The organism is Pseudoalteromonas sp. THAF3, assembly GCF_009363775.1.
Taxonomy (GTDB): Bacteria; Pseudomonadota; Gammaproteobacteria; order Enterobacterales; family Alteromonadaceae; genus Pseudoalteromonas; species Pseudoalteromonas ruthenica.
The window spans coordinates 2,004,878-2,031,871 of sequence record NZ_CP045418.1 but is presented as its reverse complement, the minus strand read 5'-3'; the positions used below and the strand labels follow the sequence as shown (position 1 = coordinate 2,031,871).

The 26,994-nt window shown below is 48.0% G+C and carries 25 protein-coding genes; 16 read left to right on the top strand and 9 right to left on the bottom strand.

Going from position 1 to position 26,994, the window contains the following annotated elements:
* Positions 1 to 8: 8 nt before the first annotated feature.
* Genes FIU82_RS09330 through FIU82_RS18650 form a run of 3 tightly spaced genes read left to right on the top strand, consistent with a single transcriptional unit; the run spans position 9 to position 1,780 of the window.
* The gene (locus tag FIU82_RS09330; protein ID WP_022946746.1) at positions 9 to 854 is read left to right on the top strand and encodes a DUF692 domain-containing protein; all 846 of its coding nucleotides are present in this window, start codon (positions 9 to 11) and stop codon (positions 852 to 854) included.
* Positions 855 to 856: 2 nt separating this feature from the next.
* On the top strand, positions 857 to 1,600 hold the full coding sequence (locus FIU82_RS09325; RefSeq protein WP_152440928.1) for a DUF2063 domain-containing protein: 744 nt from the start codon (positions 857 to 859) through the stop codon (positions 1,598 to 1,600).
* An 18-nt stretch (positions 1,601 to 1,618) separates the two neighbouring features.
* Positions 1,619 to 1,780, top strand: coding sequence for a hypothetical protein (locus FIU82_RS18650; protein ID WP_022946748.1), 162 nt, complete (start codon positions 1,619 to 1,621; stop codon positions 1,778 to 1,780).
* Between the two features lie 52 nt (positions 1,781 to 1,832).
* Here the strand turns inward: FIU82_RS18650 and FIU82_RS09320 are convergent, their stop codons facing one another.
* From FIU82_RS09320 to map, 4 genes are all read right to left on the bottom strand, one after another.
* Positions 1,833 to 2,882: an LD-carboxypeptidase gene (locus tag FIU82_RS09320; protein WP_152440927.1), complete on the bottom strand. Its 1,050-nt coding sequence runs from the start codon at positions 2,880 to 2,882 to the stop codon at positions 1,833 to 1,835.
* A 122-nt stretch (positions 2,883 to 3,004) separates the two neighbouring features.
* A complete protein-coding gene (gene dapD / locus FIU82_RS09315) occupies positions 3,005 to 3,829 on the bottom strand; it encodes a 2,3,4,5-tetrahydropyridine-2,6-dicarboxylate N-succinyltransferase (RefSeq protein ID WP_026111377.1) in 825 nt (274 codons plus the stop codon).
* 22 nt (positions 3,830 to 3,851) lie between these two features.
* On the bottom strand, positions 3,852 to 6,482 hold the full coding sequence (glnD, locus tag FIU82_RS09310; protein ID WP_022946751.1) for a [protein-PII] uridylyltransferase: 2,631 nt from the start codon (positions 6,480 to 6,482) through the stop codon (positions 3,852 to 3,854).
* Positions 6,483 to 6,500: 18 nt separating this feature from the next.
* Positions 6,501 to 7,289 (bottom strand): type I methionyl aminopeptidase, encoded by a 789-nt coding sequence (gene map / locus FIU82_RS09305; protein WP_152440926.1) that lies wholly within the window; start codon positions 7,287 to 7,289, stop codon positions 6,501 to 6,503.
* A 304-nt stretch (positions 7,290 to 7,593) separates the two neighbouring features.
* Here map and rpsB point away from each other — a divergent pair, with 304 nt between their 5' ends.
* The 13 genes from rpsB to lpxA all read left to right on the top strand — a co-directional run bounded on the left by rpsB (position 7,594) and on the right by lpxA (position 20,593).
* Positions 7,594 to 8,322, top strand: a complete 729-nt coding sequence (gene rpsB / locus FIU82_RS09300) for a 30S ribosomal protein S2 (RefSeq protein WP_022946753.1) — start codon at positions 7,594 to 7,596, stop codon at positions 8,320 to 8,322.
* 111 nt (positions 8,323 to 8,433) lie between these two features.
* Positions 8,434 to 9,285, top strand: coding sequence for a translation elongation factor Ts (gene tsf / locus FIU82_RS09295; protein ID WP_022946754.1), 852 nt, complete (start codon positions 8,434 to 8,436; stop codon positions 9,283 to 9,285).
* A 211-nt stretch (positions 9,286 to 9,496) separates the two neighbouring features.
* The gene (pyrH, locus tag FIU82_RS09290) at positions 9,497 to 10,243 is read left to right on the top strand and encodes a UMP kinase (RefSeq protein WP_026111378.1); all 747 of its coding nucleotides are present in this window, start codon (positions 9,497 to 9,499) and stop codon (positions 10,241 to 10,243) included.
* A gap of 13 nt (positions 10,244 to 10,256) precedes the next feature.
* Complete coding sequence (gene frr, locus FIU82_RS09285; RefSeq protein ID WP_022946756.1) at positions 10,257 to 10,814, top strand: ribosome recycling factor; 558 nt, start codon at positions 10,257 to 10,259, stop codon at positions 10,812 to 10,814.
* An 81-nt stretch (positions 10,815 to 10,895) separates the two neighbouring features.
* Positions 10,896 to 11,681 carry a polyprenyl diphosphate synthase gene (gene uppS / locus FIU82_RS09280; protein WP_022946757.1) on the top strand — a complete coding sequence of 262 codons (786 nt, stop codon included), beginning with the start codon at positions 10,896 to 10,898 and terminating at the stop codon, positions 11,679 to 11,681.
* Positions 11,682 to 11,697: 16 nt separating this feature from the next.
* On the top strand, positions 11,698 to 12,564 hold the full coding sequence (locus FIU82_RS09275) for a phosphatidate cytidylyltransferase (protein ID WP_138590905.1): 867 nt from the start codon (positions 11,698 to 11,700) through the stop codon (positions 12,562 to 12,564).
* On the top strand, positions 12,561 to 13,766 hold the full coding sequence (ispC, locus tag FIU82_RS09270) for a 1-deoxy-D-xylulose-5-phosphate reductoisomerase (RefSeq protein ID WP_152440925.1): 1,206 nt from the start codon (positions 12,561 to 12,563) through the stop codon (positions 13,764 to 13,766). The genes FIU82_RS09275 and ispC overlap by 4 nt, the downstream gene beginning before the upstream one ends.
* Entirely contained in the window at positions 13,759 to 15,111 is a 1,353-nt protein-coding gene (rseP, locus tag FIU82_RS09265; protein ID WP_152440924.1) for a sigma E protease regulator RseP, read from the top strand. The genes ispC and rseP overlap by 8 nt, the downstream gene beginning before the upstream one ends.
* 202 nt (positions 15,112 to 15,313) lie before the next feature.
* The gene (gene bamA, locus FIU82_RS09260; protein WP_152440923.1) at positions 15,314 to 17,785 is read left to right on the top strand and encodes an outer membrane protein assembly factor BamA; all 2,472 of its coding nucleotides are present in this window, start codon (positions 15,314 to 15,316) and stop codon (positions 17,783 to 17,785) included.
* A 17-nt stretch (positions 17,786 to 17,802) separates the two neighbouring features.
* Positions 17,803 to 18,321 carry an OmpH family outer membrane protein gene (locus FIU82_RS09255; RefSeq protein ID WP_022946763.1) on the top strand — a complete coding sequence of 173 codons (519 nt, stop codon included), beginning with the start codon at positions 17,803 to 17,805 and terminating at the stop codon, positions 18,319 to 18,321.
* Positions 18,321 to 19,346 carry a UDP-3-O-(3-hydroxymyristoyl)glucosamine N-acyltransferase gene (gene lpxD / locus FIU82_RS09250; protein ID WP_172972741.1) on the top strand — a complete coding sequence of 342 codons (1,026 nt, stop codon included), beginning with the start codon at positions 18,321 to 18,323 and terminating at the stop codon, positions 19,344 to 19,346. The genes FIU82_RS09255 and lpxD overlap by 1 nt, the downstream gene beginning before the upstream one ends.
* Positions 19,347 to 19,367: 21 nt before the next feature.
* Entirely contained in the window at positions 19,368 to 19,820 is a 453-nt protein-coding gene (fabZ, locus tag FIU82_RS09245; RefSeq protein ID WP_022946765.1) for a 3-hydroxyacyl-ACP dehydratase FabZ, read from the top strand.
* A 2-nt stretch (positions 19,821 to 19,822) separates the two neighbouring features.
* On the top strand, positions 19,823 to 20,593 hold the full coding sequence (gene lpxA, locus FIU82_RS09240) for an acyl-ACP--UDP-N-acetylglucosamine O-acyltransferase (RefSeq protein WP_022946766.1): 771 nt from the start codon (positions 19,823 to 19,825) through the stop codon (positions 20,591 to 20,593).
* A gap of 55 nt (positions 20,594 to 20,648) precedes the next feature.
* Here the strand turns inward: lpxA and cydC are convergent, their stop codons facing one another.
* The 5 genes from cydC to FIU82_RS09215 are packed head-to-tail and all read right to left on the bottom strand — an operon-like array spanning position 20,649 to position 26,969.
* Entirely contained in the window at positions 20,649 to 22,361 is a 1,713-nt protein-coding gene (gene cydC, locus FIU82_RS09235) for a thiol reductant ABC exporter subunit CydC (protein ID WP_152440922.1), read from the bottom strand.
* Positions 22,354 to 24,120, bottom strand: a complete 1,767-nt coding sequence (gene cydD, locus FIU82_RS09230) for a thiol reductant ABC exporter subunit CydD (protein WP_152440921.1) — start codon at positions 24,118 to 24,120, stop codon at positions 22,354 to 22,356. Before cydD ends, cydC begins: the two co-directional genes overlap by 8 nt.
* A 3-nt stretch (positions 24,121 to 24,123) precedes the next feature.
* Positions 24,124 to 24,249, bottom strand: a complete 126-nt coding sequence (gene cydX / locus FIU82_RS09225; protein WP_022946769.1) for a cytochrome bd-I oxidase subunit CydX — start codon at positions 24,247 to 24,249, stop codon at positions 24,124 to 24,126.
* A gap of 9 nt (positions 24,250 to 24,258) precedes the next feature.
* Positions 24,259 to 25,398 carry a cytochrome d ubiquinol oxidase subunit II gene (gene cydB / locus FIU82_RS09220; protein WP_152440920.1) on the bottom strand — a complete coding sequence of 380 codons (1,140 nt, stop codon included), beginning with the start codon at positions 25,396 to 25,398 and terminating at the stop codon, positions 24,259 to 24,261.
* Positions 25,395 to 26,969, bottom strand: a complete 1,575-nt coding sequence (locus FIU82_RS09215) for a cytochrome ubiquinol oxidase subunit I (protein WP_022946771.1) — start codon at positions 26,967 to 26,969, stop codon at positions 25,395 to 25,397. Before FIU82_RS09215 ends, cydB begins: the two co-directional genes overlap by 4 nt.
* Between the last annotated feature and the right edge of the window lie 25 nt (positions 26,970 to 26,994).

The following is a 26,994-nucleotide window of genomic DNA, read 5'->3' as shown; positions in this document are numbered from 1 at the left end:
AGTGCAATATGTTGCAGCAGTCAGCGCCATTAGCTAATGTGGGCCTGGGTCTACGTCGTGAAATGCTGAGCGATATGCTTAATCATATTCCTAAGCAAATTGGCTTTATGGAGGTCGCCCCTGAGAACTGGTTGCGTCTAGGTGGTAAGCTTGGCAAGCAGTTTCGTGCGCTCACAGAGCGTCATCCGTTCATTTGCCATGGTTTATCTTTATCATTGGGCTCGCCCGATCCTTTGGATGTGGCGTTTTTAAAAGATCTGAAGCAGTTTTTTGATGTGCACGATATTCGCCTTTACAGCGAGCACCTCAGTTATTGCTCCGCCGATGGTCATATGTATGATTTGATGCCCATTCCTTTCACAGAGGAGTCGATAAGCTATGTCGCTGCGCGGATCCGCCAAGTGCAAGATGTATTAGAGCGTCCTTTAGTCATTGAAAATGTGTCTTACTATGGCGCGCCAGGGCAGCAGCTTACAGAACTTGAATTTACTCAGCGTATATTGGCAGAAGCCGATTGCCAGTTGCTGCTTGATGTTAATAATATTTATGTGAACTCAGTAAATCATGGCTATGATGCCGAGCAGTTCTTGGCCGGTCTCCCCAGCGAGCGGATCGCCTACATGCATGTGGCTGGGCACTACAACGAGGCCGAAGATTTAATTGTCGACACCCATGGCGCTGATGTGATCGATCCCGTCTGGCAGCTGCTCAGACGAGCTTATGAGTTGCACGGTGTACAGCCAACGTTATTAGAGCGGGACTTTAATATTCCACCACTTAGCCAACTACTTAAAGAAATCGATACCATTGCTGATATCCAACAGCCTTTTTTAGCCCAACAGCAAAGAGCCTGATCATGCAGTTTCAACAACTACAGAAGCAATTTAGCGCCCATATTCGCGACCCCGAAGCTAATCCGCGTCCCGCAGATGTCGAAGACCGGCGAATGAAAATTTATCGTGAGTTGTTTTTCAATAACGTCAATGGCTTTTTAGAAAGCGGCTTTCCTGTGCTGCGAAGCTTGTACGATGATCAGCGGTGGCAGCAGTTAGTACGTCGATTTTTTGCTAGCCATCACGCCACATCCCCCTATTTTTTGGATATTTCTAAAGAATTTGTACTGTTTTTGGCACAGCAGTATGAGTTACAACACAGCGATCCGCCTTTTTTACAAGAGTTAGCCCATTACGAGTGGGTGGAGTTGGCAGTGTCTAGTGCACAAGACAGTGGCCAGTTAAGGCCGCTTTTTAATGTGCAAAAGCAACCTTTGTATATGAGTGAAACCGCGCAAGTAGTGTGTTATCACTTCCCTGTACAAACCATCTCGGTGGATAATCAGCCGCAGCAAGCGGATGAACAGCCCAGCTATATTTGTGTTTATCGCGACCAACAAGATGAGGTGCAGTTTCTTGCCTTAAATATGATGACCGCGTTATTGCTTGATACCCTTTCACAGCAACCAGGCATCACCTTAGCGCAAGTATGTGAAGCTTTACAGCGCCAGGCGCCGCAATTTAATTATCAGCAGCTTTATCAGGGAGCCCTACAAATTGCAGAGCAACTGGCGCAGCGTCAAGTACTGCAAACGCTGGATTGTTAAACTCGATTCGATTATTATATGCGCCGTTTTATCGTGCTTAAAGAGGTAATGAAGATGGCGCAAAAAGGTGATTTTAAAGACCCTTTCAACTTTAAATATTTCGTCGCGTTTATCGCTGTATTTGCTGGCATTGGTTGCTTAAATGCCATTCTAGGTTGGGCCACATCTTTGGCCGCCTAATCACAGTACATACAAAGAAATTGAAGCCCCGTGTTATTCGGGGCTTTTTAGTTTAACTAAACACCTCTTCTAAAACACGGATACTGCCTTGGTCCGCGTCAAGCTTAACTTGGGCACCTACAGGTAAAATAAATTGTCTCTCAATATGGCCGATCATGGCTCCGTGATAGGCTGGAATGTTCAGCGGGGCAATGTAATCAGCCCAGATTTGTTCCAGCGTTAACGACCCATACCCACTGCCAGGCTGACATTGGTTGCAATCACCAAACACGAAGCCGTTAATCTTATCCAATGCGCCCATGAGCTTGAGTGTACTCATCATGCGGTCAATGCGATAAGGCGCTTCATCAATATCCTCTAAAAATAAAATCGCGCCCTCAAAATTGGGTAAATAGTCACTGCCCGCAAGCGCCGATAGTACGGATAAATTACCGCCGATAAGGTGTCCTTGCGATTGTCCTGAGGTAATGGTTTGGGTGAGGTAGTGACGATTAACTAGCTCATCATCAGCTTTGTCTAAATTTTGGTATAGCACTCGCTCGCGATGAACAAATAACTGTTTAAATTGGTGTACATTAAAGGGATTCCACTGGCTTGTGGCGTTGGGACCGTGGAAGCTGATCAACCCAGTTTTAGCAAGCAGGGCGTTATGCAGTGCAGTGATATCAGAGTAGCCCAGTAAGGGCTTAGGGTTAGCCTTGATAATTTGGTAGTCGAGCAGTGGCAAAATGCGTGCAGCGCCAGAGCCGCCGCGCAAGCATACGATAGCATCAACACTGGGGTCGGCAAAAAAGCCGTTAAGGTCGTCAGCGCGCTGTTGATCTAGACCCGCTAAATGCCCACGCCGCGCCATGATATGGGGGCTGAGCTTGACGCGATAACCCAGTGCTTTGATTAACTGCTGCGCTAATATGATGTCTTTATGTTCAGCTGTGGCTGCCGACGGACTGACAACGCCTATCATAGCCCCATCGGGTAAGGCTTTAGGTTTCAGTGTTGCTAAGGTGCTTTGCTGTGGCACACCAATCGCTTGGGCCGCAGGAGCGAGTAGCGCACCGGCACCGAGCACAGTACAGCTTTTCAGGAAGTGACGTTTATTCATGGTATTGCCTCATCGTTTACCCTATAGGTAACGTAATGAAGCAATTATTTCAAATAAAAAAGTTGGCAGGAATAAAATAGTTTTAAGGCAGCCCTCAAAGTGATCTGAAGGCTGCTTTACAGTTACTCTACACCACGAAGTAGGGCGTTGACGCCAACTTTCTCGCGTGTCTGTTGGTCAACTTTCTTGACAATAACGGCGGCATACAGGCTATGGCTGCCATCTTTGCTAGGAATGGACCCAGGCACTACAACGGCTCCGGCTGGAACGCGACCGTAATGAATTTGCCCAGTTTCACGGTCAAAGATACGCGTGCTTTGCGAGATGTACACACCCATAGAAATGACCGCGCCTTGCTCGACAATAACGCCCTCAACAATTTCAGAGCGCGCACCGATAAAGCAGTCATCTTCAATGATAGTCGGGTTAGCCTGCAGTGGTTCGAGCACGCCGCCGATACCGACGCCCCCGGAAAGGTGCACGTTTTTACCAATTTGCGCGCATGAGCCCACTGTGGCCCATGTATCGACCATGGTACCGTCATCGACATAAGCACCAATATTAGTGTAAGAAGGCATCAGAACGACGTTCTTACCAATATAGCTGCCTTTGCGTGCAACGGCGTTGGGCACTACACGCATGCCTTCACGTTGAAATTGCTCGCTGCTGTAGTCGCTAAATTTAAGCGGCACTTTATCGTAGAACTGATTAACGCCATCGCTAATAGGCTGGTTGTCACGGATCCGAAAAGACAACAGCACCGCTTTTTTAAGCCATTGGTGCACCACCCACTCACCCGAGAGCTTTTCAGCCACCCGAGCATCACCTTTATCCAAACGCTCCAATACCGTATCTATCGCGTTTTTTACATCAGCATCAACCGTACTTGGGCTAATCGCGTCACGGTTTTCCCACGCGTTTTCAATAAGGGTTTTTAAATCTGCCATGGTGTCCTCATTAGTGAGCCGATTAAGCGGTGGTCGCTTCATTATCGGCATTTAGTTTTTTCCGAAGTGCCTGATGGATTTTAACTTGTTCTTCATCCGTCAGAGCTTGGTAATCATTATTTGAGACGACAAAAAAGTCTTCTGCGCGCTCACCCACAGTGGTAATGCGGGCGGCGTGTATGTGTAAGCGATGGCGCTGAAAAACCTGCGCTATTTTTGTTAACAGGCCAGGAATATCCACCGCTTGTATTTCAATTAAACTACGGTCTTTGCGCGCGTGCGGCCGCAATACAATTTTTGGTTTAATATTAAAGTCTTTAAAACGCTGCGAACGATTTTTCTTGATCCGGATCTTCTTCTTCGGATCCTGCATTATTTGCTCAAGAGCACGGCGCATGCCGTTGCCGCGACTTTTACTCAACGGCTCGCCATTCACCTCAAGAACAACAAAACTGAAAATGACATAGCCATCTTTGGTGGTCATTACTTGAGCGTGCTGAATCTGTGCTTTTTTAGAGCCAATGACGCTAACTAAACGCGCAAATAAGCCGCCGGTATAAGGGCTATAGGCAAAAACCTGAGTGCCGCCATGCATTGCACAATCGGAAACGGTGACACTCGGTGCGGATAAGTCCTGTGCATTGAGTAAGTGTTCACAGTGCCAAGAGATTTGCTGTTCACTAAAGGCGGTGAAATAATTGGCTTTAAAGCGGCTCCAAAGCAAGTCGATGTGACTCTCATCATACCCTAGATTGATTAACCGCTGCTTAGCTTGCTGCTTCTTATCACGAATTTGGTCACGCATATCCATGGGGTTTTCTAGCCCTAAGCGCAATGCCCGCTGAGTATGCAAATACAGCTCGCGCAGCAGGGTGTTTTTCCAATCATTCCACAGGTTATCGTTGGTGGCACGAATATCGGCCACAGTTAGGCAATAGAGGTAGTCCAGCTGGCGCTCATTTTTTACCTTAGAAGCGAACTCGTTGATCACATCCGGGTCGTTAATATCCTTGCGCTGCGCCGTGACTGACATTAATAAGTGGTTTTCCACCAACCAAGCAATCAATTTACCGTCGGATGTAGGTAGGCGGTGCAGCTTGGCGAATGCAAGTGCATCGACAGCTCCGAGTTCGGAGTGATCGCCGCCGCGACCTTTGGCTATATCGTGAAAAATAGCCGCAAGATATAACAGTTCCGGCTTATCCATGCGGGTGACAATCTCACTGCACAAGGGGAAGTCGCTGACCTTGGATTTATCACTGTACTGATAGATGTTGTTAATCAGCTTATGAGTATGTTCATCGACGGTGTAAGCGTGAAATAAGTCGAACTGCATTTGTCCGAAAATATTACGCCACTGGGGTAGATACGCAGCAATGATGCCGTGTTTGTGCATTAAGGTGAACGCGCGGCCCATGCCGTTGGGGTGTTTTATTAGGCGTAAAAATGCATCGCGACAGGCGGCATAATCTTGCAAGTCACCAAGTAGACGCCGACGGACTTGGCGCATAGTGCGAATGGTGCTGGGGTAAATATGAGTGATTTGCGGATTACTGGCGATGTGCTCGAACAGCACTAACAGCTGATCGCGGCGGAAAAACACAGAAGGGTTTTTAACGCGAATTTGATGACCGATACGCTCAAAGCTGCGGTCCAATTCAACCACCGGTAAATCCCGATGATCCGGTAAAATGGATTGCTCAAAATAAGACAGCAGCATTTGGTTGAGTTCACGGACCCGACTCATAATCCGAAATAGGCGCTTCATCATACGCTCGACCGAGGCTTTACCATCACTACCAAAGCCAAGTATTTCTGCGGCATGGGGCTGGTAGTCGAACAACAGGCGGTTCTCGCTGCGCTCGGCGGCCAAATGCAGAGCAAAACGAATATTCCACAAGTTTTCTAAGCACTCGAGCAGCTCTTGGTACTCCTCGTGGGTGAGGTAACCATGGTTGATGAGCTCTTCTAAGGTTTCGGCATGAAAGTGTTTTTTCGCCACCCAAATGATGGTTTGTAAATCACGCAGACCACCTGGGTTCTCTTTGATGTTCGGCTCGAGATTATAGGCGGTGCCATGGCATTTTCGGTGTCGTAGGTCTTGCTCTTGACGCTTTGCTATAAAAAACTCGTCAGAGCGCCACACCGGGGTTTGTAAAATATGCTGTTTGAGCTTTTCAAACTCGATGTGGTTACCAAAAATAAGGCGGCTTTCCAGTAAGCTTGTGGAAAAACTGACATCTTCACGCTTTTGCTCAATCACTTGCTCTATGGTGCGTACACTGTGACCAATTTCCAAATTCAGATCCCACAGCAGAGTCACAAACTGGCCTATTTTTTCACGCAGCTCGGCGTTGGGCTCTTCGCTAACCAGCAACAGAAAGTCGATATCGGAGTAGGGGTGTAGTTCTCCTCGGCCGTAGCCGCCTACGGCAACCAAAGCCAGCTCAGGCTCATGGGCAAGGTTGCAGCAGTGAAACAGCTTGATCAATAAGCGGTCGATATATTCCGCGCGCGCACGGATGAGTGACCCTACCGGTTGTTTATCAAATTGGTTGCCCAGCCACTTATAAAAGTATTGGCTACAGGCCTTATATTCTTCCAACTCGTCAGCCTGCTCAAGCAGGTCTTTTAATTTATTCGGTAAGGCCACAGGTTTGCCCCTTTTTAATTAGCTGTGTTCAATCACGCGAGGAAGCTTTTCATCGCTGCGTAGGGTTAGTACTTCTACGCCATTGTCGGTCACCAACAAAGTGTGCTCCCATTGTGCTGATAGGCTACGGTCTTTAGTGATCACCGTCCACTCGTCTTTGAGCAGCTTACATTGGCGTTTGCCAGCATTGACCATGGGCTCAATGGTTAAGCACATACCGGCTTTGAGAGTCTCACCGGTGCCTGGGCGACCATAGTGCATGACTTGCGGCTCTTCATGAAACTCTTTACCTATACCGTGGCCACAGTATTCGCGCACAATCGAGTAGCTAAAGCCTTCTGCGTATTTTTGAATGGCGGCACCGATATCGCCTAAACGCACGCCAGGCTTCACCATTTTTATGGCCAGATACAAGCTCTGTTGGGTAATCTCACACAGGCGCTTACCTTGAATAGTTGGCTGGCCTACATGAAACATTTTTGAGGTATCGCCGTGGTAACCATCTTTAATCACGGTGACATCGATATTAATGATATCGCCTTCTTTTAATGGTTTGTCATTGGGGATGCCATGACAAATAACATGGTTAACCGAAGTACAAATTGATTTTGGGAAACCATGATAATTTAACGGCGCCGGAATAGCCCCTTGCTCGTCAACAATGTAGTTATGGCATAGGGTGTTGAGCTCATCAGTGGTCACCCCAGGCTTGACATGTGGGCCTATCATTTCCAATACGTCTGCGGCCAACCGGCCGGCTACGCGCATTTTTTCGATTTCTTCCGGGGTTTTGATCACTGCAGTCATTGATGCTCCAATTGTGTTCTTTAAATAAGTTAAGTGCGCACAAATAGTGCACAAAAGATTGAGTCTTCACGGCCAATATGGTATAAAGCGCGCCGTCTTTTTACAAATTAAAATCACTTGCTTGTTGTTGGTGTTCACCTATAACAGTGAAGTGCTTTATCTGTAACGAAGACACATAACCATTTAATATTAACACACACACATATCGACACATACACTTGGGTGCATCGCGGAATAACTTCCAAGGTGTTGGTGCTATGGGATATGTGGAGGCCTAACCCTAAACATTAGAGGAAAAAATACCATGGCAAACGTTTCAATGCGCGATATGCTTAAGGCGGGTGTACACTTCGGTCACCAAGCTCGTTACTGGAATCCAAAGATGAAGCCGTTCATCTTCGGTGCTCGCAACAAAGTTCATATCATCAACCTTGAGCAAACTGTACCTATGTTTAACGACGCGTTGACTTACCTGTCAAACGTAGCGTCTAACAAAGGCAAAATCCTTTTCGTTGGTACTAAGCGCGCTGCAAGCGAAGCAGTAAAAGAAGCGGCAGTTAAATGTGACCAGTTCTACGTAAATCACCGTTGGTTAGGTGGTATGTTGACTAACTGGAAAACTGTTCGCCAGTCAATCAAGCGTCTTAAAGATCTTGAGACTCAAAGCCAAGACGGCACGTTTGAGAAGCTAACTAAGAAAGAAGCGTTAATGCTTACTCGTGAAATGGCTAAGCTTGAAAAAGGCCTTGGCGGTATCAAAAATATGGGCGGTCTTCCTGATGCGCTTTTCATTATTGATGCAGACCACGAACACATCGCGATTAAAGAAGCAAACAACCTGGGCATCCCAGTAGTATCTATCGTTGATACTAACTCTAACCCAGACGGTGTTGACTACGTTGTTCCTGGTAACGACGATGCAATCCGTGCGATCCAGCTTTACACTAATGCAGTTGCTGATGCAGTTGTTGAAGGTCGTGAAAGCAACATCGCAGTGCAAGCTGAAAAAGACGATTTCGTTGCCGCTGAGTAATTGCAACTCGCTTGTCATCAAGTCTTCATCCTAGTGCGATGAAGACTTGATATTCTTATTTCAAAGTGACCTTGGTCACTTGCTCTAACACATTGATTTGAGGAAATTCCCATGGCTGTAACTGCTGCCCTAGTAAAAGAATTACGCGAGCGCACTGGCGCTGGCATGATGGATTGTAAAAAAGCATTGACTGAAACCAACGGTGACATCGATGCAGCAATCGAAAACATGCGTAAAAACGGTCAAGCGAAAGCTGCTAAAAAAGCAGGTAACATCGCTGCCGAAGGTACTATCATCATCAAAGAAGCTGATGGTGTTGCTGCGCTTGTTGAAGTTAACTGTCAAACAGACTTCGTTGCTAAAGACGACAGCTTCCTAGGTTTCGCTAACACAGTAGCGGACGCTGCAATCGCTGAAAAACTAAGCATTGAAGAGCTTCAAGCTAAGTTCGAAGAAGACCGCGTAGCGCTAGTTGCTAAAATCGGTGAAAACATGAACATCCGTCGTGTTGAGTACATCGAAGGTGCAAACCTGGCTTCTTACCGTCACGGCGAGCGCATCGGTGTTGTTGTTGCCGGTGATGCAGACGCAGAAACGCTTAAGCACGTTGCTATGCACGTTGCCGCTTCTAAGCCTGACTACGTTAACCCTGAAGACGTACCAGCAGACGTAGTTGAAAAAGAAAAAGCAGTACAAGTTGAGATCGCGATGAACGAAGGCAAGCCTGCTGAAATCGCTGAAAAAATGGTTACTGGCCGTATGAAGAAATTCACCGGTGAGATCTCACTAACTGGTCAAGCTTTCATCATGGAACCAAAGCAAACTGTTGGTGAAATGCTTAAAGAGCGTGGCGGTTCTGTTGCAACCTTCAAGCGCCTAGAAGTGGGTGAAGGTATCGAGAAGAAAGAAGAAGACTTCGCTGCAGAAGTTGCGGCTCAAGTAGCTGCTGCAAAAGGCGAGTAATCGCTTAGGTTGGAATTTAACCATGTTGTGTTGGCATTATAAGCAACTTGTTCAAGGCTTCGCGGGTAGCGGGTTTATCCCTCTATTTACGGGGTTGAAGCGATGATTTGCTTTTGCGTCAGACAGCAAAATTAATTAGAATAACCGCGCTCTTATGTACTCACATAGGCGCGGTTATTTTTTATCTCAATTCGTTATTGGCCAGGAAAATATGAATATTAATCGCAAACCTATTTTTAGACGTGTTCTTCTCAAGCTCAGTGGTGAAGCACTGATGGGAGATGAAGGCTTTGGTATAGACCCGAAAGTCTTAGATCGTATGGCTCAAGAAATTAAAGAGCTGGTAGAACTCGACGTAGAAGTGGGTTTGGTGATCGGTGGTGGTAACTTTTTACGCGGTGGCTCGTTAGCAGAGGCGGGTATGAACCGTGTTGTTGGTGACCACATGGGGATGCTGGCCACAGTGATGAATGGCTTAGCGATGCGTGATGCACTTCACCGTGCATTTGTAAATGCTCGCCTCATGTCGGCGATTCCTTTAAACGGTGTATGTGACGCCTATAACTGGGCAGAAGCTATCAGCCTGTTGAAGTCTGGCCGTGTCGTTATCTTCTCGGCGGGCACAGGTAATCCTTTCTTTACCACAGACTCAGCAGCCTGTTTACGTGGCATTGAAATTGAAGCAGATACCGTGATTAAAGCCACTAAAGTGGACGGGGTATTCAGTGATGATCCAGTGAAAAACCCAGATGCCACGCTTTATCGCCATCTTGCCTATAATGAAATTATTGAAAAAGAGTTGAAGGTGATGGACTTAGCGGCATTTACTTTGGCCCGCGACCACAAAATGCCTATCAGCGTCTTTAATATGAATAAACCTGGCGCGCTTAAGCGCGTGATCATGGGTGAAGAAGAGGGAACTTTAATTTCCTCAGAAGCCTCAAGCGAGACAAAATAAGTAGGATACTAGCGTGATAAACGATATTAAAAAAAGTGCGCAAGAGCGCATGCAAAAAAGTGTCGCTGCTCTAGGCAGCCAACTATCTAAAATCCGTACCGGTCGTGCTCACCCAGCATTACTTGACGGCATTACTGTCTCTTATTACGGCGCCGATACTCCGCTTAACCAAGTGGCTAACGTAACAGTTGAAGATTCACGTACATTGGCTATCAGCGTATTTGACAAATCGTTAGCGCAGGCAGTAGAAAAGGCGATCATGACCTCTGATTTGGGCCTTAACCCAGCTGCAGCTGGCACGGTTATTCGGGTACCACTTCCTCCACTTACGGAAGAGCGTCGTAAAGATCTTATCAAGGTCGTGCGTGGTGAAGTAGAGAGCGGCCGCGTAGCTGTGCGTAATATCCGTCGTGACGCGAACAGTGAAATTAAAGCCTTGCTAAAAGACAAAGATATTTCTGAAGATGAAGCGCACCAAAGCGAAGATGAAATTCAGAAACTCACAGATAAGTACATCAAAGAAATGGACGCGCAACTAAGCGCTAAAGAAGAAGAATTGATGGAAATCTAACGCCCAATTTATGGGCATATTGCTCATAAATTGCCATTAGGCTTGTAACGCCGTCTAGGGTATACTAGGCGGCGTTTTTTTGTGGATAATGTGAGTTTTATGGCTTTAGACGCACAGCAAATAGCACAACAATCGCTACCTAAACATGTCGCGATTATCATGGATGGCAATGGCCGCTGGGCACAGGCGCAAGGGCGTCCTCGTGTGTACGGACATAAGAAGGGTGTTGATGCGGTTAAAGATGCAGTGAAATTTTGCTCTAAGCTAGGTATTGAGTCGTTGACTCTGTTTGCCTTTAGCAGCGAGAACTGGCGTCGTCCTGAGGAAGAGGTCAGCACGCTCATGGAACTATTCATGATGGTACTGGGCCGCGAAGTTAAAAAACTCCATAAAAATAACGTTAAATTATCCATAATTGGCGACATGAGTCGCTTTTCTAACAAGTTACAAGAAAAAATAGCTGCAGCTGAGTCACTAACTGCTGAAAACACCGGGTTACGCTTAAATATCGCCGCCAATTATGGGGGCCGATGGGATATAGGGTACGCCGCACAACAGTTAGCGAAGCAAGTACAAGCAGGCGAATTATCAGCGGATGACATTGACGAGCATTCGTTGGCAAAGCATATTAGTCTTAATGAACAAAGTGAGCTGGATTTATTGATCCGCACTGGTGGTGATTTACGCATCAGCAATTTTTTACTTTGGCAGGCGGCCTATGCTGAGCTTTATTTTACGCCGACGTTGTGGCCAGACTTTAACGAGTCGGCTTTTGCTGACGCGATCGCTTGCTACGTATCGCGAGAGCGCCGGTTTGGATGTACTGGTGAACAAATAAAACAACTACTCTGTACAGCTCAGCCCTAAGTTGAAGGTATAACATTTGCTAAAACAACGAATTTTAACGTCTTTGGTGTTAGCGCCACTGGCCTTGGTGCTGGTATTTTTAACACCGTTAGACTGGTTTAGTTATTGTGCAGGCGCAATCGTCTTACTAGGCGCCTATGAATGGTCTGCACTAATGGGTATTTGTAAGCGTGTACAGCGCCTAGGCTATGTTGCCTTGGTCGGCGTAGTAGTCGCATTGATGCAGTGGCATTGGCCAGTCGATAGTTTATGGCAGCAAGGCCAATTGCTGGCAGATGCCAATTATGTGTTCACCTTATCCTTCGCCTGGTGGTTAGTGGCCACCATCTTGGTCATTCGTTATCCTAGATTCAGCGATGCTTGGTCACAAGGTCTGGTAATGCGCGGTGTGGCCGGGCTGTTGACTTTGGCTCCATTGTGGCTGGCATTAAACGTATTGCGCAGTGCCAATTACACCGACTCCAGCCAATTTGGCTCATTTCTTATTCTTGCCGTACTCGGCATCGTATGGAGCGCCGACATCGGCGCCTATTTTTGCGGTAAAAACTTTGGTAAACACAAGCTGATGCCTAAAGTGAGCCCAAACAAAACAATTGAAGGCTTCGTCGGTGGTCTCGCAAGTGCTGCTCTTTTTGTCGTGGGATTTTGCTATTTCAATGGCATCGACCCCAGCTTATGGCTTATCTACGGCGCTATGGCGGTGATTGTGGCGGCGTTTTCAGCCATTGGCGACTTACTTGAGAGTATGTTTAAACGCGAAGCAGGTATGAAAGACAGCGGTAAATGTCTCCCTGGCCATGGCGGCATTCTTGACCGTATAGACAGCCTAACGGCAGCCGCGCCTATTTTTGTGGTGTTCTACGCATGGACCATGACACTATGAGCAAAAAGTGGGTCACTGTATTAGGCTCCACCGGCTCAATTGGGCAAAGTACACTGGATGTTGTTAGCCGTAACAGCGAGCGTTATGGCGTCTTCGCCCTTGTCGCTGGCAGCAATGTGACGCAGATGGTTGCGGATTGCCAGCGCGTTAATCCAAAGTTTGCTTGCCTTAGTGACGATGTCGCCAATCAGGCGCTCACAGCAGAGCTCAATCGCTTGAAACTGCCCACCAAGGTAATTGATTACCGAACAGACCTCGCTATGGCCTGCCAAGACAGCGAGGTCGATATGGTGATGTCCGCTATTGTCGGAGCCGCTGGGCTATTACCAACACTGTATGCTGTGGAAGCTGGCAAAATTGTGTTGTTAGCGAATAAAGAGTCCTTGGTGATGTCGGGGCAGCTGTTTATCGACAAAGTAAAAGCGCATGGGGCGACGCTATTGCCGATTGATAGCGAGCACAATGCTATTTTCCAAAGCATGCCCTCTGGGATTCAAGGGCACAGCGATCAATGCTTGCACCACCATGGGGTGAGCAAAATTTTATTAACCGGCTCGGGTGGCCCTTTTCGTGAACGGCCATTATCGACCTTTGACGATATTACTGTTGCCGAAGCCGTTGCCCACCCAAATTGGTCTATGGGGCAAAAGATTTCTGTAGATTCCGCCACCATGATGAATAAAGGGCTTGAATTTATTGAGGCAAAATGGCTCTTCAACGCAGAGGTCGACGATATTGAGGTGGTTATCCACCCGCAAAGTATGATTCACTCCATGGTGCAGTATGTCGATGGCTCAGTGCTTGCGCAAATGGGACAACCCGATATGCGTACACCTATCGCTCATGCCATGGCTTATCCCGAGCGCATTGATGCCGGCGTAGCACCGCTAAACTTTAGCCAAATGAAAGACTTTAGCTTTCACGCTCCTGACTTTACCCGCTACCCCAACTTAAAACTGGCGATGGATGCATGTCGTGTGGGGCAAAATGCCACCACCACCATTAATGCTGCCAATGAAGAGGCCGTGGCGGCGTTTTTACGCGGTCAGATCCGTTTTCCTGATATCTACAGTATTAATGCTGACACTTTATCAGCGCTGACGCTTACGTATGATGCCAGTCTCGAGGGCGTGTTGGCTTGTGATGCGGATGCACGAACAACGGCGCAGCAATTAATTACAAAGAGGGCGGTTGATGTTTGAATTTGTGTGGCACCTAGGCTCGTTTATTCTCGCTCTGGGCATTTTGGTTACCGTTCATGAATATGGCCACTTTTGGGTGGCGCGCAAAGCGGGCGTTAAAGTGCTCCGCTTTTCTATTGGCTTTGGCAAGCCACTGGTACGCTGGCATGATAAATATGGCACCGAATATGTGCTGGCAATGATCCCCCTGGGCGGTTACGTGAAAATGCTCGATGAACGAGTGGATGACGTACCGCAAGAACAAAAGCATTTATCCTTCAACAGCAAATCAGTGTATTGGCGTATTGCTATTGTCAGTGCCGGCCCATTGGCCAACTTCCTATTTGCAATCTTTGCGTTGTCGTTGATGTATATCATCGGCGTGCAGTCAGTCAAGCCCATTGTCGGTGATGTGACAGAGCAAAGCCGTGCTGAAGCGGCGGGTCTACAGGCGGGCGAACAATTGCTGACTATTGACGGCAAACAAACTCAAGATTGGCAAGAAGTCACATTGGCATTGATGCAGCACCTAGGGGATGACGAGGTGAATGTCAAAGTGCAAGCTGAGTCTGGTTCTCAAGCAGTGCGCACCTTAAATTTACAAGGCTGGACGCTGCAGCAGCGCGATGAGTCGCCCCTGACGTCGATAGGTATTAAGCCTTACCGACCCGATGCAACGCTGACGCTTGCGATGGTTGCTCCAGACTCGCCCGCACACAGTGCGGGGCTCAAAGAGGGCGATGTGTTGGTCAGTGTTGAGGGTGAGCTTATCAAAAGTTGGCAGGCCCTGGTCAATCGTATTGAGCGCTCAGCAGGGCAAGCATTGAACTTTTATGTTATGCGCGGTGCCCAAGGCCTTGATGTGACCATTACCCCAGCTAACAAGCCTACCGAAGATGGTTTCTCTCGAGGTTACTTGGGAGTGGTGCCGGTAGTTGAGCCTTGGCCAGAAGAGGCCATTTCAACACGCAGCTATAACGTGATTGATGCAGCTGGCCTGGGCGTGGCAAAAACATGGCAAATGATTAGTCTGAGCTTTGAGATGATAGCTAATTTAGTCACCGGGCAAGTGTCAATCAAAAATATCAGTGGCCCGGTGGGCATTGCAGTCGGGGCTGGAACTAGCGTAAGCTACGGCTTCGTTGCCTTTTTGAGCTTTTTAGCGTTAATCAGCGTCAGCCTAGGGGTGTTTAATTTGCTCCCCTTGCCGGTGTTAGACGGCGGGCATTTAATGTATTACGTAATTGAACTAATTCGTAAAAAGCCAGTCTCTGAAAAGACACAAGAAATTGGCTTTCGCATCGGTGCCATGTTGTTGTTAGCGCTTACCGCGTTTGCATTACTGAACGACATAGCAAGATTGTAAACAGGTACACCATCCGCTTAACGCGTCAACTGCGTGTTTTTTGAGCGTGATGTATAAAGAAACAGCTGTGTAAGCCAAACAGCAATGATAAGATGGCAGCCAATGATGCAGCCAACGGCCTACTCACCCAGCCAGCCGTGCGCAAAACGGGAATGAGGGTGAGCTAGGTGAAGACACTGTAGTAAAGGACAAAGATAATAAAATGGCTATAAAAAAACATTTGGCAGTTACGAGTTTATTAGGGGCAAGCTTTGCAGCCCTAGGCCAAGAATCCTTTATCGTAGAAGATTTAAAAGTAGAAGGGTTGCAGCGTGTTGCACTCGGTGCAGCGCTGACACACATTCCAATTAACGTTGGCGATCAGGTAGACACCTACACTGTGTCAAAAACCATCAAGTCGCTTCACAAGTCTGGTCACTTCGATGATATCGAAGCGTATCGTGATGGTGAACGCATCGTGTTCAAAGTGACCGAGCGACCCACGATCAGCTCTATCGAATTCGATGGCAACAAAGATATTAAAGACGAGCAGCTTAGTGAGAGCTTGAATCAACAAAATATCCGCCAAGGCGAGCCACTCGACAGAACCGTGCTTGATAGTGTTGAGAAGGGGCTAATCGACTTCTTCCACAGTATTGGTAAGTACAACGCCAAAATCGACCTTGAAATCACTCGCCTACCACGTAACCGGGTTCGCTTAAAGTTAAACTTCGATGAAGGTGATGCCGCTTCAATTCGCCAGATTAACATCGTCGGTAACGAGTTATTCCCTGATGAAGAACTACTGAACCTCGCAGAGTCTAAGCAAGATTTGCCTTGGTACATGTTCATGTCGTCGGATCGCTACCAAAAGCAAACCATTGAAGGGGACTTGGAGAAAATCCGCAGTTATTACCTCGACCGTGGTTACCTGCGCTTTAATATTGACTCAACCCAAGTATCAGTGAGCCCCGAGCGTGAATCAGTCTATGTCACTGCGAACGTCACCGAGGGTGAGCAGTACATGGTCAAAGGCTTTGATTTCATCGGCGACTTGTTAGGCCGTGAAGAGTTAATTAAAAGCGTTATCCCGCTCAAAACAGGTGAGTTGTATAATGGCTCGGTGGTGACGTCTTCAGAAGAATTCATTAAGAGCTTTTTAGCCCGTTTTGGATATGCCAATGCTGAAGTGCGTACCATCCCTGAAATCGACGATGAAAATAAAGAGGTGCAATTAACCTTGTCAGTTGACCCTGGCAAACGTGTTTATGTGCGCCGTATCGATATTTCTGGTAACCAAAACACCGCTGACGAAGTATTGCGCCGGGAAATGACGCAGCTTGAAGGTGCGTGGTTATCAAACCAAAACCTAGAGCGCTCAAAGCTGCAAATTCAGCGTCTTCCTTACATGGAAAGTGTTGAGTTTGATGTTACCCCGGTGCCCGGTATTGATGATGAAGTCGATGTTGATTTCACCGTAAAAGAGCAGTCAGCAGGTAGCTTTACCGCCGGTCTGGCTTATGGTTCTTATTACGGTCTGCAATTTAACATTGGTGTCAGTGAGTCAAACTTCCTAGGGTCAGGCAACCAGGTGTCGTTTAATATCAACACCTCGCGCGGCTCTGAAAGTGTGAGCTTGTCCTACACCGACCCATATTTCACTCCAGATGGGGTATCTCAGGGTTCAAGCATTTTCTATCGTAACTACGATGCCAGTGAGTTCAGCTTGATTGACTATAAGTCAAAGAGTTATGGCCTTGGTACCAACATTGGCTTCCCAATTAATGCCAATAACCGAGTTAATTTCGGTATTCGTTGGATTGAAGAAGAGCTCTCAGACTTAGCCGAATACGAGCAAACTCGAGTGTTGCGTGAGACCTTCTTAGATCCTGAAAATCCGGATGCGGGTTTTGAGTTCACTAAATTTGAGCTCTCAACCGGTTGGTCACGGGTGACCGTGAATCGAGGGTTATTCCCAACAGCGGGTTCACGTCAGTCGCTTAACTTAACGGCAACCACGCCGAACTCTGACCTTAACTACTACAAAGTGAACTATAACTCGCGTTTTTATTGGCCTATCAGTAATGACCATCGCTGGGTATTCTCAACCCGTGCGGCGTTAGGCTATGGTAATGGTTATGGCTCTACCAACGGCTTTGACCAAGTATTACCAGTGCAAGAATTCTTCCGAATCACGGAACAAGAGCTTCGTGGATTCGATAGAAACACCATCTTACCGCGCGCAGTGGTAAGAGCACCTCAGAACATTCCTGGCACCACCTTGCCAGATGGCACGCCAGCTGGCAGTATCGGTGGGGCAGAAGAGTTCGACACCTTGCGCCTTGCTGGGCGTATTGGTGGTAACGCCAAGGCCGTGGCTGGTATGGAAATGATTGTGCCAACGCCATTCTTGGACGAGGAAAATACCAGTTCCGTACGTACCAGCTTCTTTGTTGACGCAGCTAACGTATGGGATACTGAGTTTAACGTAGATCGTTATCAAAATTTACAACCTGATGAACGTGCTCGCTTAGATGACTATTCAGATCCGTCACGCTTTAGGGTGTCGACAGGTCTATCCATTCAGTGGATTTCACCTATGGGGCCGATGTTAATTAGTTTTGCGTATCCGTTGAAAGAACAAGAAGATGATGATACCAAGACCATTAGCTTTAACATCAGTAATACTTTCTAATTCTTAAGGAGTTTTTTGTGAAAAAATTATTTAAAAGTACGGCTATGGCGGTACTCGCTGCACTAACAATGGGTACTTCAATGAGCGCTTTGGCGCACAAAGTGGGCATTGTTGATATGCAAACAATCTATGCGCAAGTACCGCAAACTGCAGCCATTGAGAAGACCCTGCAAAGCGAATTTGCTGAGCGTCGTCAGGAGCTAGAAAAGCTACAAGGTGACATCCGCTTTGAAACTGAGAAGTTCCAGCGTGAAGGCACGGTGATGAGCGATGAGCAGAAGCAAGAGCTGCGCGCGAAGATCCAAGGTATGCAAAAGCAACTAATGGAGAAAGGCCGTCCGCTTGAGCAAGAGATCAAGCGTCGCCAAAACCAAGAGCTAGGCAAATTGCAGCAAACTATCGTTGCAGCGATTCAAGAAGTAGCCAAAGAAGGCGACTTTGACGAAGTTAAAGTGAAAGATGGCACTATCTACTTCAACCCAAGTGAAGTGACCGACCTATCTGAAGACGTTATCGACGCTGTTAGTAAGAAGTAATAATGACAACAACACTAGCGAACATTGCTCAGCACTTAGGTGCTGAGCTAGTTGGTGACCAGGGCCTGCAGATTGACGGTATTCAAACACTGGAAAAAGCAGGCCCTAAACATATCAGTTTCCTCGCCAATAAAAAGTACCGTAGTGCGCTGAACACCACCCAAGCTGGTGCGGTGATCCTCAGTGCGGATGATGCCGAGCATTATGATGGCAACAAGGTTATCTGTGCCGATCCTTATGTCGCCTATGCCAAGTTAGCACAGCTATTAGACACTACGCCGGCAGCAGCACAGGGGGTGCACCCCAGTGCGGTGATAAGCAGTGAAGCAACAGTCAGTGAGAGCGCCAACATTGGCCCTTTCGTGGTTGTTGAAGCCGGTGCTCACATTGGCGAACATGCTCAAATAGGCAGTCATTGCTTTATAGGTGCTAATGCGCGTATTGGCGCAGGTACTAAGTTATGGAATAACGTCACTGTTTACCACGAGGTGAATATAGGCGCGCAGTGCTTGATTCAAGCAAATACCGTGGTGGGTGCCGATGGTTTTGGTTATGCCAATGAACAAGGGCAATGGGTTAAGATCCCGCAGCTTGGATCTGTTATAATCGGCGACCGTGTTGAGATTGGTGCCAGCACCACCATCGACCGAGGTGCCATTGACGACACCCTTATCCACGACAATGTGATTATCGACAACCAATGCCAGATAGCACATAACGTTGAGATTTGTGAGGGGACCGCTATCGCTGGTTGTACCGTGGTTGCAGGCAGTACTAAAATTGGCCGTTATTGCCAAATTGGTGGCCTAAGCGCCATTACCGGTCACGTAGAAATTTGCGACAAAGTAGTACTAACCGGCATGAATATGGTTACCAGTGGCATCAATGAGCCAGGTATTTATTCATCTGGTGTTCCGCACAGCAAAAACAAAGAGTGGCGCCGCACCATCGCGCACTTACGAAATATTGGTGACATGCACAAGCGTATCAAGTCCATTGAAGCGCAGCTGAAGTCGCAAGAGTAAATTAGTTTTAAGGAAAATAAGTTGGCTAATCAGTTAAATAGCTTTGATATTCAAGAAATATTAAGCCTGCTACCCCATCGTTACCCTATGCTGCTCGTTGATCGTGTTATTGATTACACGCCCGGTGAGCGTTTGCATGCGATTAAGAACGTGACCGTGAATGAACCGATTTTTACCGGCCACTTTCCCGATCAGCCCATATTCCCCGGGGTGATGATTCTCGAGGCCCTAGCCCAAGCAACTGGTTTACTCGGCTTTAAAACCACGGAAAATCGCGGTGACAATGAGCTATACTTGTTTGCAGCTATTGATAATGCACGCTTTAAGCACCCAGTAGGGCCTGGCGATACCATGCATTTGCATGTTGAGTTTTTAAAAGAGCGTCGCAATTTATGGAAGTTTTATGGCGAAGCACGCGTCGACGATAAAGTCGTGTGCAGCGCCGAATTGATGTGTGCTAGAAGAGAGTTTTAATCGTGATTCATCCGACCGCAATTATCGAACCGGGCGCAAAGCTTGCCGACGATGTGCAAGTAGGTCCATACAGCTACATCGGCAATGATGTAGAAATCGGTGCAGGGACAATTATTGAGTCGCATGTGGTAGTTAAAGGGCCATCTACTTTAGGTCAAAACAACCACATCTATCAATTCGCATCGGTTGGTGAAGCCTGCCAAGATAAAAAGTACAAGGATGAACCAACGCAGCTGATTATTGGTGATAACAATGTGATCCGCGAATGTGCCACTATCCACCGTGGTACTATTCAGGACCAGGGTATTACCAAAATCGGTAGCAACAACTTATTTATGGCTTATACCCATGTTGCTCACGATGCCGTGATTGGTGATAACGTTATTTTTGCTAACAATGCCAGTGTGGCGGGGCATGTGCATATCGGCAATTGGGTTATTTTGGCTGGCAACTCGGGTGTACATCAGTTTTGCAAAGTAGGCGATCATGCCTTTATCGGTATGTACTCTGGGGTGAACCAAGATGTGCCGCCGTATGTTACCACCATTGGCACGCCGGCACGCCCTGTGGCAATTAATACTGAAGGACTCAAGCGTCGTGGTTTTGAGTCTGATGAGATTATGGCCCTTCGCCGTGCGTACAAAACCTTGTTCCGTAAAGGTTTAAAAGCCGACGAAGCCGTGGCCCAATTAACTGAAGATGCGCAGCAATTTCCAGCCATTCAGCCAATGATTGACCTCGTTCAACAGTCTGAACGCGGTATCATTCGCTAGACTCGATATTTTGAGTGAATAATAAAAAGCGCCTTGAGGGCGCTTTTTTTGTGGCTTAGTTAATCACACTGGTTAGGCGGACATAATCACGGTGCTTTTGCAGTTGCTGATGTGTGCCCGTGGCCCTAACACGGCCCTGCTCGAGCCAAACCACCTGGTCCATACGGTTTAACAGCGTGCTTTCATGGGTCACGGTGATCACGGTACGAGTGTTAAACAGTGCCATTAAGGCGTCAATAACCAGCTCTTGGTTGCGGTTATCCAGTCCGCGTGTGGGCTCGTCGAGTAACAGCACGCGTGGGTCGCGTAATAATTGCTGGGCGATGTGCAAACGTCGCGCTTCGCCTCCAGATAGAGTCCGCCCGCCAGTGCCCACGAGTGTATCGAGCTGATGCTCGGTTGTCGCGACAAAATCCTTCAGCTGCGCTTGAGCAAGCGCCTGCCAAAGTTGCTGCTCGTTGGCATCGCCTTTCGCCAACAGCAAATTGTTCTTAATACTACTACTGAACACATGGCATTGTTGCGACAACATACCCAAGTGCTGGTAAAGCCAATGCGTGTTAAGACTCGAAAGCGGGCGAGAAAAACACTCTAGGCTGCCGGAGCTTGGCTGCAGCTGGGCACTGAGTAATGCCAGTAGGGTGGACTTGCCAGCACCGCTGGCACCAACAATAGCCACTTTTTCGCCTTGCTTAATGGTGAAGCTGATATCGGTTATGCCGTTACTGCTATCGGGGTAGGTGTAATTCAGTGCGTGCAGGGAGTACACCTCTTGGCTAGTGAGCTCGCCTATCTCCGTAGCTTCATTGTGCTTGGGCTGCGCCACCAATTGCCGTAAGCGCTCGCTGCTTGCCAATGTCAGTTCGAGTTTAAGCATGGCATCTGGGAGTGTTAGCACAATTTCAAAGCCCCCGAGTACCAGTAACATCAGCATCGCCAGGTTGACGTTAACCATAGCGCCACTGGTGACCATGGGGATCATAACGATAAGCACGAAAATAATGGTCAGTTGGCTAACAAGTAATGACAGTCCCTGATGGCGCGCATACCAATTTTGTGAGCGTTGTTGCTCGTTAGCTAAAGCATGTTGGGCATGATCGATGTGCTCCCAGTAGCGCTCACAGGCGCCGGCCAGTTGTAGCTCTTTTAATCCCCGGGTCGCTTCCACCAAGCGCTCATTAAGTTGTGTGTGAGCCGCTTGGGTGTGGGTGCCAATGCTCTTTAAGTTGCGGCTCAACCACCAGGGTAACAGTACGCCGCACAGCAGCAGTGCACTGACGCTGACCACCATCAACATTATGCTATACAGGCTTAATACCCAAGCGAACAAAGGCAGCGCAACAAGGGCAAGTAAAATCGGTAAAAGCACACCAATGTAAAACTCATCAAGGCGCTCAACATCGTCTTGCAATTGCGATAGCTGTTGGCCAATACTGGTGAATTGTTGCAAGGGCACTTTAGTGAGCGCTGCAAACACGCTCACTCGCAAGGTTTTGAGCACCAAAAACGTGGTGTTGTGATTGACCAAGCGTTGACCGTAACCACTGGCGGTGCGCACCACCGCCAAAAAACGAATAATGCCCGCTGGGGTAAAATAGTTCATGGTGATCCCTTGCAGCCCGGCACTGGCCATGGCTGCAAGAAACCAACCGGAGATCGCCAGCAAAGTAACATTCGCTATTAAGGCGCACAGCGCCAGTGCCAAGCCAATGACTGCCCACTTTAGGTGGGGGCGCAATAACGATAACAAAAACTGCCAATTAGCCATGATCGACCGCCGCTCCTTGGAGTAAGTGGTTGAGTGCTGAGTGGGGTTGCTGTATCAACAGTGAGTAATTACCTTGCTCAACGATACGGCCATGCTCCATGACCACCACCTGCTGTGCATCGCTGATGGTATGCAAACGATGGGCAATAACGATAATTAAGCAGTGTTTACTGAGCTGCTCTAAGCACCGCTGCACATGCGCCTCACTGTGCTTATCAAGAGCCGCTGTGGGCTCATCTAAAAACAGCACATCGGGTTTGCCTAATAGTGCACGGGCCAAAGCTAGGCGCTGTATTTGCCCTCCGGATAACCCTCTACCGAGCTCGCCTATGGGCGTGTCGTAGCCTTGCGCCAGAGTCATAATATAATCATCCAGGGCAACATCTTTACAGACCGCGCGAATGGCACTCAGTGGTGCCTCTGGTTGCGCCAAGGCGACATTCTCGGCGATGCTGCCACTAAAGAGGGTCGGCGATTGGGCAACCCAAGCGATGCGCTGTTGGTAATGCTGGATGTCCAAAGTGCTTAAGGCGTGGTCGTTTATTTTAATGGCTCCGGCGACACTTGGTTTTAGGCCCATTAAGCAATCCAGCAATGTGGACTTGCCGCTGCCGCTTGCGCCGACAATGGCATGCAGACCGGGGCCGCAGAACTTAAGCGATAGCTGCTGTAAGGTGTCGTGCTGGGCGTCGTCAAAGCGCCAGCACAGATTCTCGGTGCTCACTGTATGGATAGGGATGTCATTTGCTAACGGCTCACCTTTAAGGGTGTCGCTGTCTGCTTTTTGTAGCAGCGACAGCATCGAGCTGGCACTGGCTAAACCTTTGAGCTTGGCATGGTAGTGTTGACCTAACTGGCGCAGCGGCAGATAAAACTCCGGCGCCAACAACAGCACCACAAAACCCGTGGCAAAATCTAACGAGCCAAAGTAAAGGCGAAAGCCAATAATCACAGCCACTAAGGCGATACTGATGGTCGCCAAAAATTCCAGTGCTAAGGTGGATATAAAGGCAATGCGCAGCACCGAGAGGGTGGTGATGCGAAATTTATCGGCCATCAGCGCGACATTTTCAATTTGCTGGCGCTCGTTATTGAATAGCTTCAGCTGCACTAAGCCTTGTAGGCGGTCCATAAAATAATGGCCAAGACGCTGGAGCTGCTGCCAGTTTTGCTCATTGAGCGCCTCGGCTTTATAACCGATTAAAATCATGAAAAAAGGAATGAGTGGCGCCGTAACAAGAAAGATTAACCCAGATTGCCAGTCGATAGGAAACACCACCGCGATAATAGCGAGAGGGATAAAGCCCGCGTAAGCGACTGCGGGAATGTATTTGGCGAAGTAATCGTGCAGTGATTCCACGCCTTGGTTAAGGGTGTTGACCAGCTGCGCTGGGCTGTGTTCAAGCTGACCTTGGCGCTGTTTTGCGACTATGGCTTGCCAAAGTGCATGGCGCATTTGCTGTTTTAGGGCAATGGCGCAGCGCTCACTGACATAGCGACTAACGCCACTGCACAGCGCTCGCAGTACCACTATACCAGCCAGTATGGCTAACTGGGTGTGTTGTTGTGTTAAGTGCTCATCTGCAAACATCACCGCATGGCAAATGTGTGCTAATAAGTAACAGCTCACTATCATCAGTAAGGCATTGACGATACCTAAGGAAATGCTTATCAGCATCGCGCCATTTTGTGAACGTGAAAAGGTTTTTAAAAAAACGCGCAGCTGGTTTTGCTGCGCGCGGTTGGGGCGGGGGGTCATGTATTAATCATGCTCCTTGTGATCGTCGGCCACACAATCATTGTGCTGGCCCATTTCATACCACATGACGTTGATCACGCCGAAGGCAACAGCGAATAATACCCCTAAAATCCACGTAAAATACCACATAGTGCCTCCTTAATAGCTGCCATGGGTGTTGTTTTCAATCTCTTCACTGCTTACTCGGCGCCACATCTTCACATAACACCAAGTGGTGTAAGACAGTACTATAGGGAGCAGTATAGCGACCACAATAAACATGATATTCAAAGTCATGTGGCTGGAAACGGCGTCCCAAATGGTTAAGCTCATATTGGCGTCATGGCTGGATGGCATAATGAAGGGGAACAGGGATGCGCCAAAGGTCATAATAATGCCTAACAACATGATGCTCGAACAGATGAAGCCAAAACCAGGTCTACCCTTAAGTGAGCACAACAAAGCCAACAGACCTCCGGCAAACGCCAAGATTGGGAACGCCAAGGTCCAACTGCGTTCGCTGTAATTGTTCAACCATAATCCAGTTGCCGTGGTCACTGTTTTTGCTAATGGGTCGGCATGGGCATTGGTATCGGCCATAGTGACAATCTGCATGCCGTCGATTTGCGTCAGCCACGCCCCGGCCAAGGCAAAGCCAGCGAGGGCGACAACCAGCGCGATGCGACCGAAACGGGCGCTACGTGAAGCGACGGGCTCAGCAGTGCGCATTTGTAACCATATGCCACCGTGGCCAACCAGCATCGCTACACTGATCACACCGCATAGAAGTGCAAAAGGATTCAACAGCCCAAAGAAGGAGCCGTGATAGCTCACACGCATGAGATTATCGATATGAATAGGCACCCCTTGCAACAAGTTACCAAAGGCCACCCCAAAAATCAGTGCTGGAATGAAACTACCGCAGAAAAGCGCCCAATCCCAGCGGTTACGCCATGTGGGGTTATCCAGTTTCGAGCGATAGTCAAAGGCCAAGGGGCGGAAAAACAGCGCAAACAACACCAGCATCATGGCAAAGTAGAAGCCTGAAAAGGCAGCGGCATACACCATTGGCCAAGCGGCAAAGAGTGCACCGCCTGCGGTAATAAGCCAGACTTGGTTACCGTCCCAGTGTGCACCTACGGTGTTGATCACTACTCGGCGCTCGACATCCTGTTTGGCAACGAAAGGTAACAAGGTGGCAGCGCCCATATCCATGCCGTCAGTAATGGCAAAGCCAATGAGCAATGCGCCAATAAGCACCCACCAGATAAGTTTTAGCGTTTCATAATCAAATATCATGATTTGCTCTCCTGTAGTTGCTGCTGACGCTCGAAGTAATACTTCCCTGTATGCAGTGAGCTTGGCCCCTGCTTAATAAAGTGCAACATTAACCAGATTTCGATAATGGCCAATATGGTGTAAAAGGTAATAAAACCAATTAAAGAGATAAGCACATCATTAAAGGTCAGACTCGAGGTGGCCATAAAGGTCGGTAATACCTCGGAAATAGCCCAAGGCTGGCGGCCATACTCAGCCACAAACCATCCTGTTTCAATGGCAATCCAGGGCAGTGGTATGGCAAATAACGCCGCTTTGAGTAGCCAACGTTTTTGCTCGATTTGACGTTTAGCATTGTAATAAAATGCGGCGGCAAAGATCAGCAGCATCACCATGCCACAGGCAACCATAATACGAAATGCCCAAAACAGGGGCCCAACTTGCGGGATAGAGTCTTGGACCGCCTTTTGGATTTGCGCTTCATCGGCGTTATACACGTCATCCAAATAACGCTTTAATAGTAAGCCGTAGCCTAAATCGTCTTTGTACTGATTGAATTGACGAATATTTTCTGGTGTTTCCTCGCCATTACGCAGCTTTTCCAAGTAGCGATAAGCCACCATACCACTGCGGATACGTTGTTCATGGTTTTGTTGCAACTCTTTAATGCCGGTGACTTCCTCGTCCAGCGAGCGGGTAGCAATAATGCCCATAACATAGGGGATTTTCACCGCCGCATGGGTTTGTTGTGTTTCAGAGTCTGGAAAACCAAATAACGTGAAAGCGGCTGGGGCAGGCTCGGTTTCCCACTCCGCTTCAATCGCCGCGAGTTTCACTTTTTGCACCTCGCCGACCTCGTAGCCGGACTCATCACCGAGCAGAATTACACACAATACCGAGGCTAAGCCAAAACTACAGGCAACCGAAAACGAGCGTTTAGCAAAAGCAACATCACGGCCGCGAAGAATATAAAAGGCACTGATCCCAAGCACAAACATAGAGGCGGCAACATAGCCGGCAGAGACGGTATGAATAAACTTAACCTGTGCCACCGGGTTAAACACCAATTCGGCAAAGCTTTGCATTTCCATACGCATGGTCAGGTAGTTAAACTCTGAACCCACAGGGTTTTGCATCCAGCCATTGGCGACTAGAATCCACAGCGCGGAGAGGTTGGTGCCCACCGCCATAAAGAAGGTCACCCCCAAGTGCTGCACTTTACTGAGCCGATCCCAGCCTAGAAAGAACATGCCGACTAAGGTGGACTCTAAGAAAAATGCCATTAGCCCTTCAATGGCAAGGGGCGCACCGAAGATATCACCAACGTAATGAGAATAATAAGACCAGTTGGTACCAAACTCGAACTCCATAGTCAGTCCGGTGGCCACCCCTAAGGCGAAGTTAATACCAAATAACTTCCCCCAGAATTTCGTCATATCACGGTAAATCTCGCGCCCTGTCATTACATAGACAGACTCCATTATCACCAAAATCCATGTCATCCCTAACGTGAGCGGCACGAACAAAAAGTGATAGAAGGCAGTGATTGCAAATTGTAGACGGGAGATGTCTACAAAGGATTCATCTATCATGGAACACCCCTTAATGTAAGCTTAT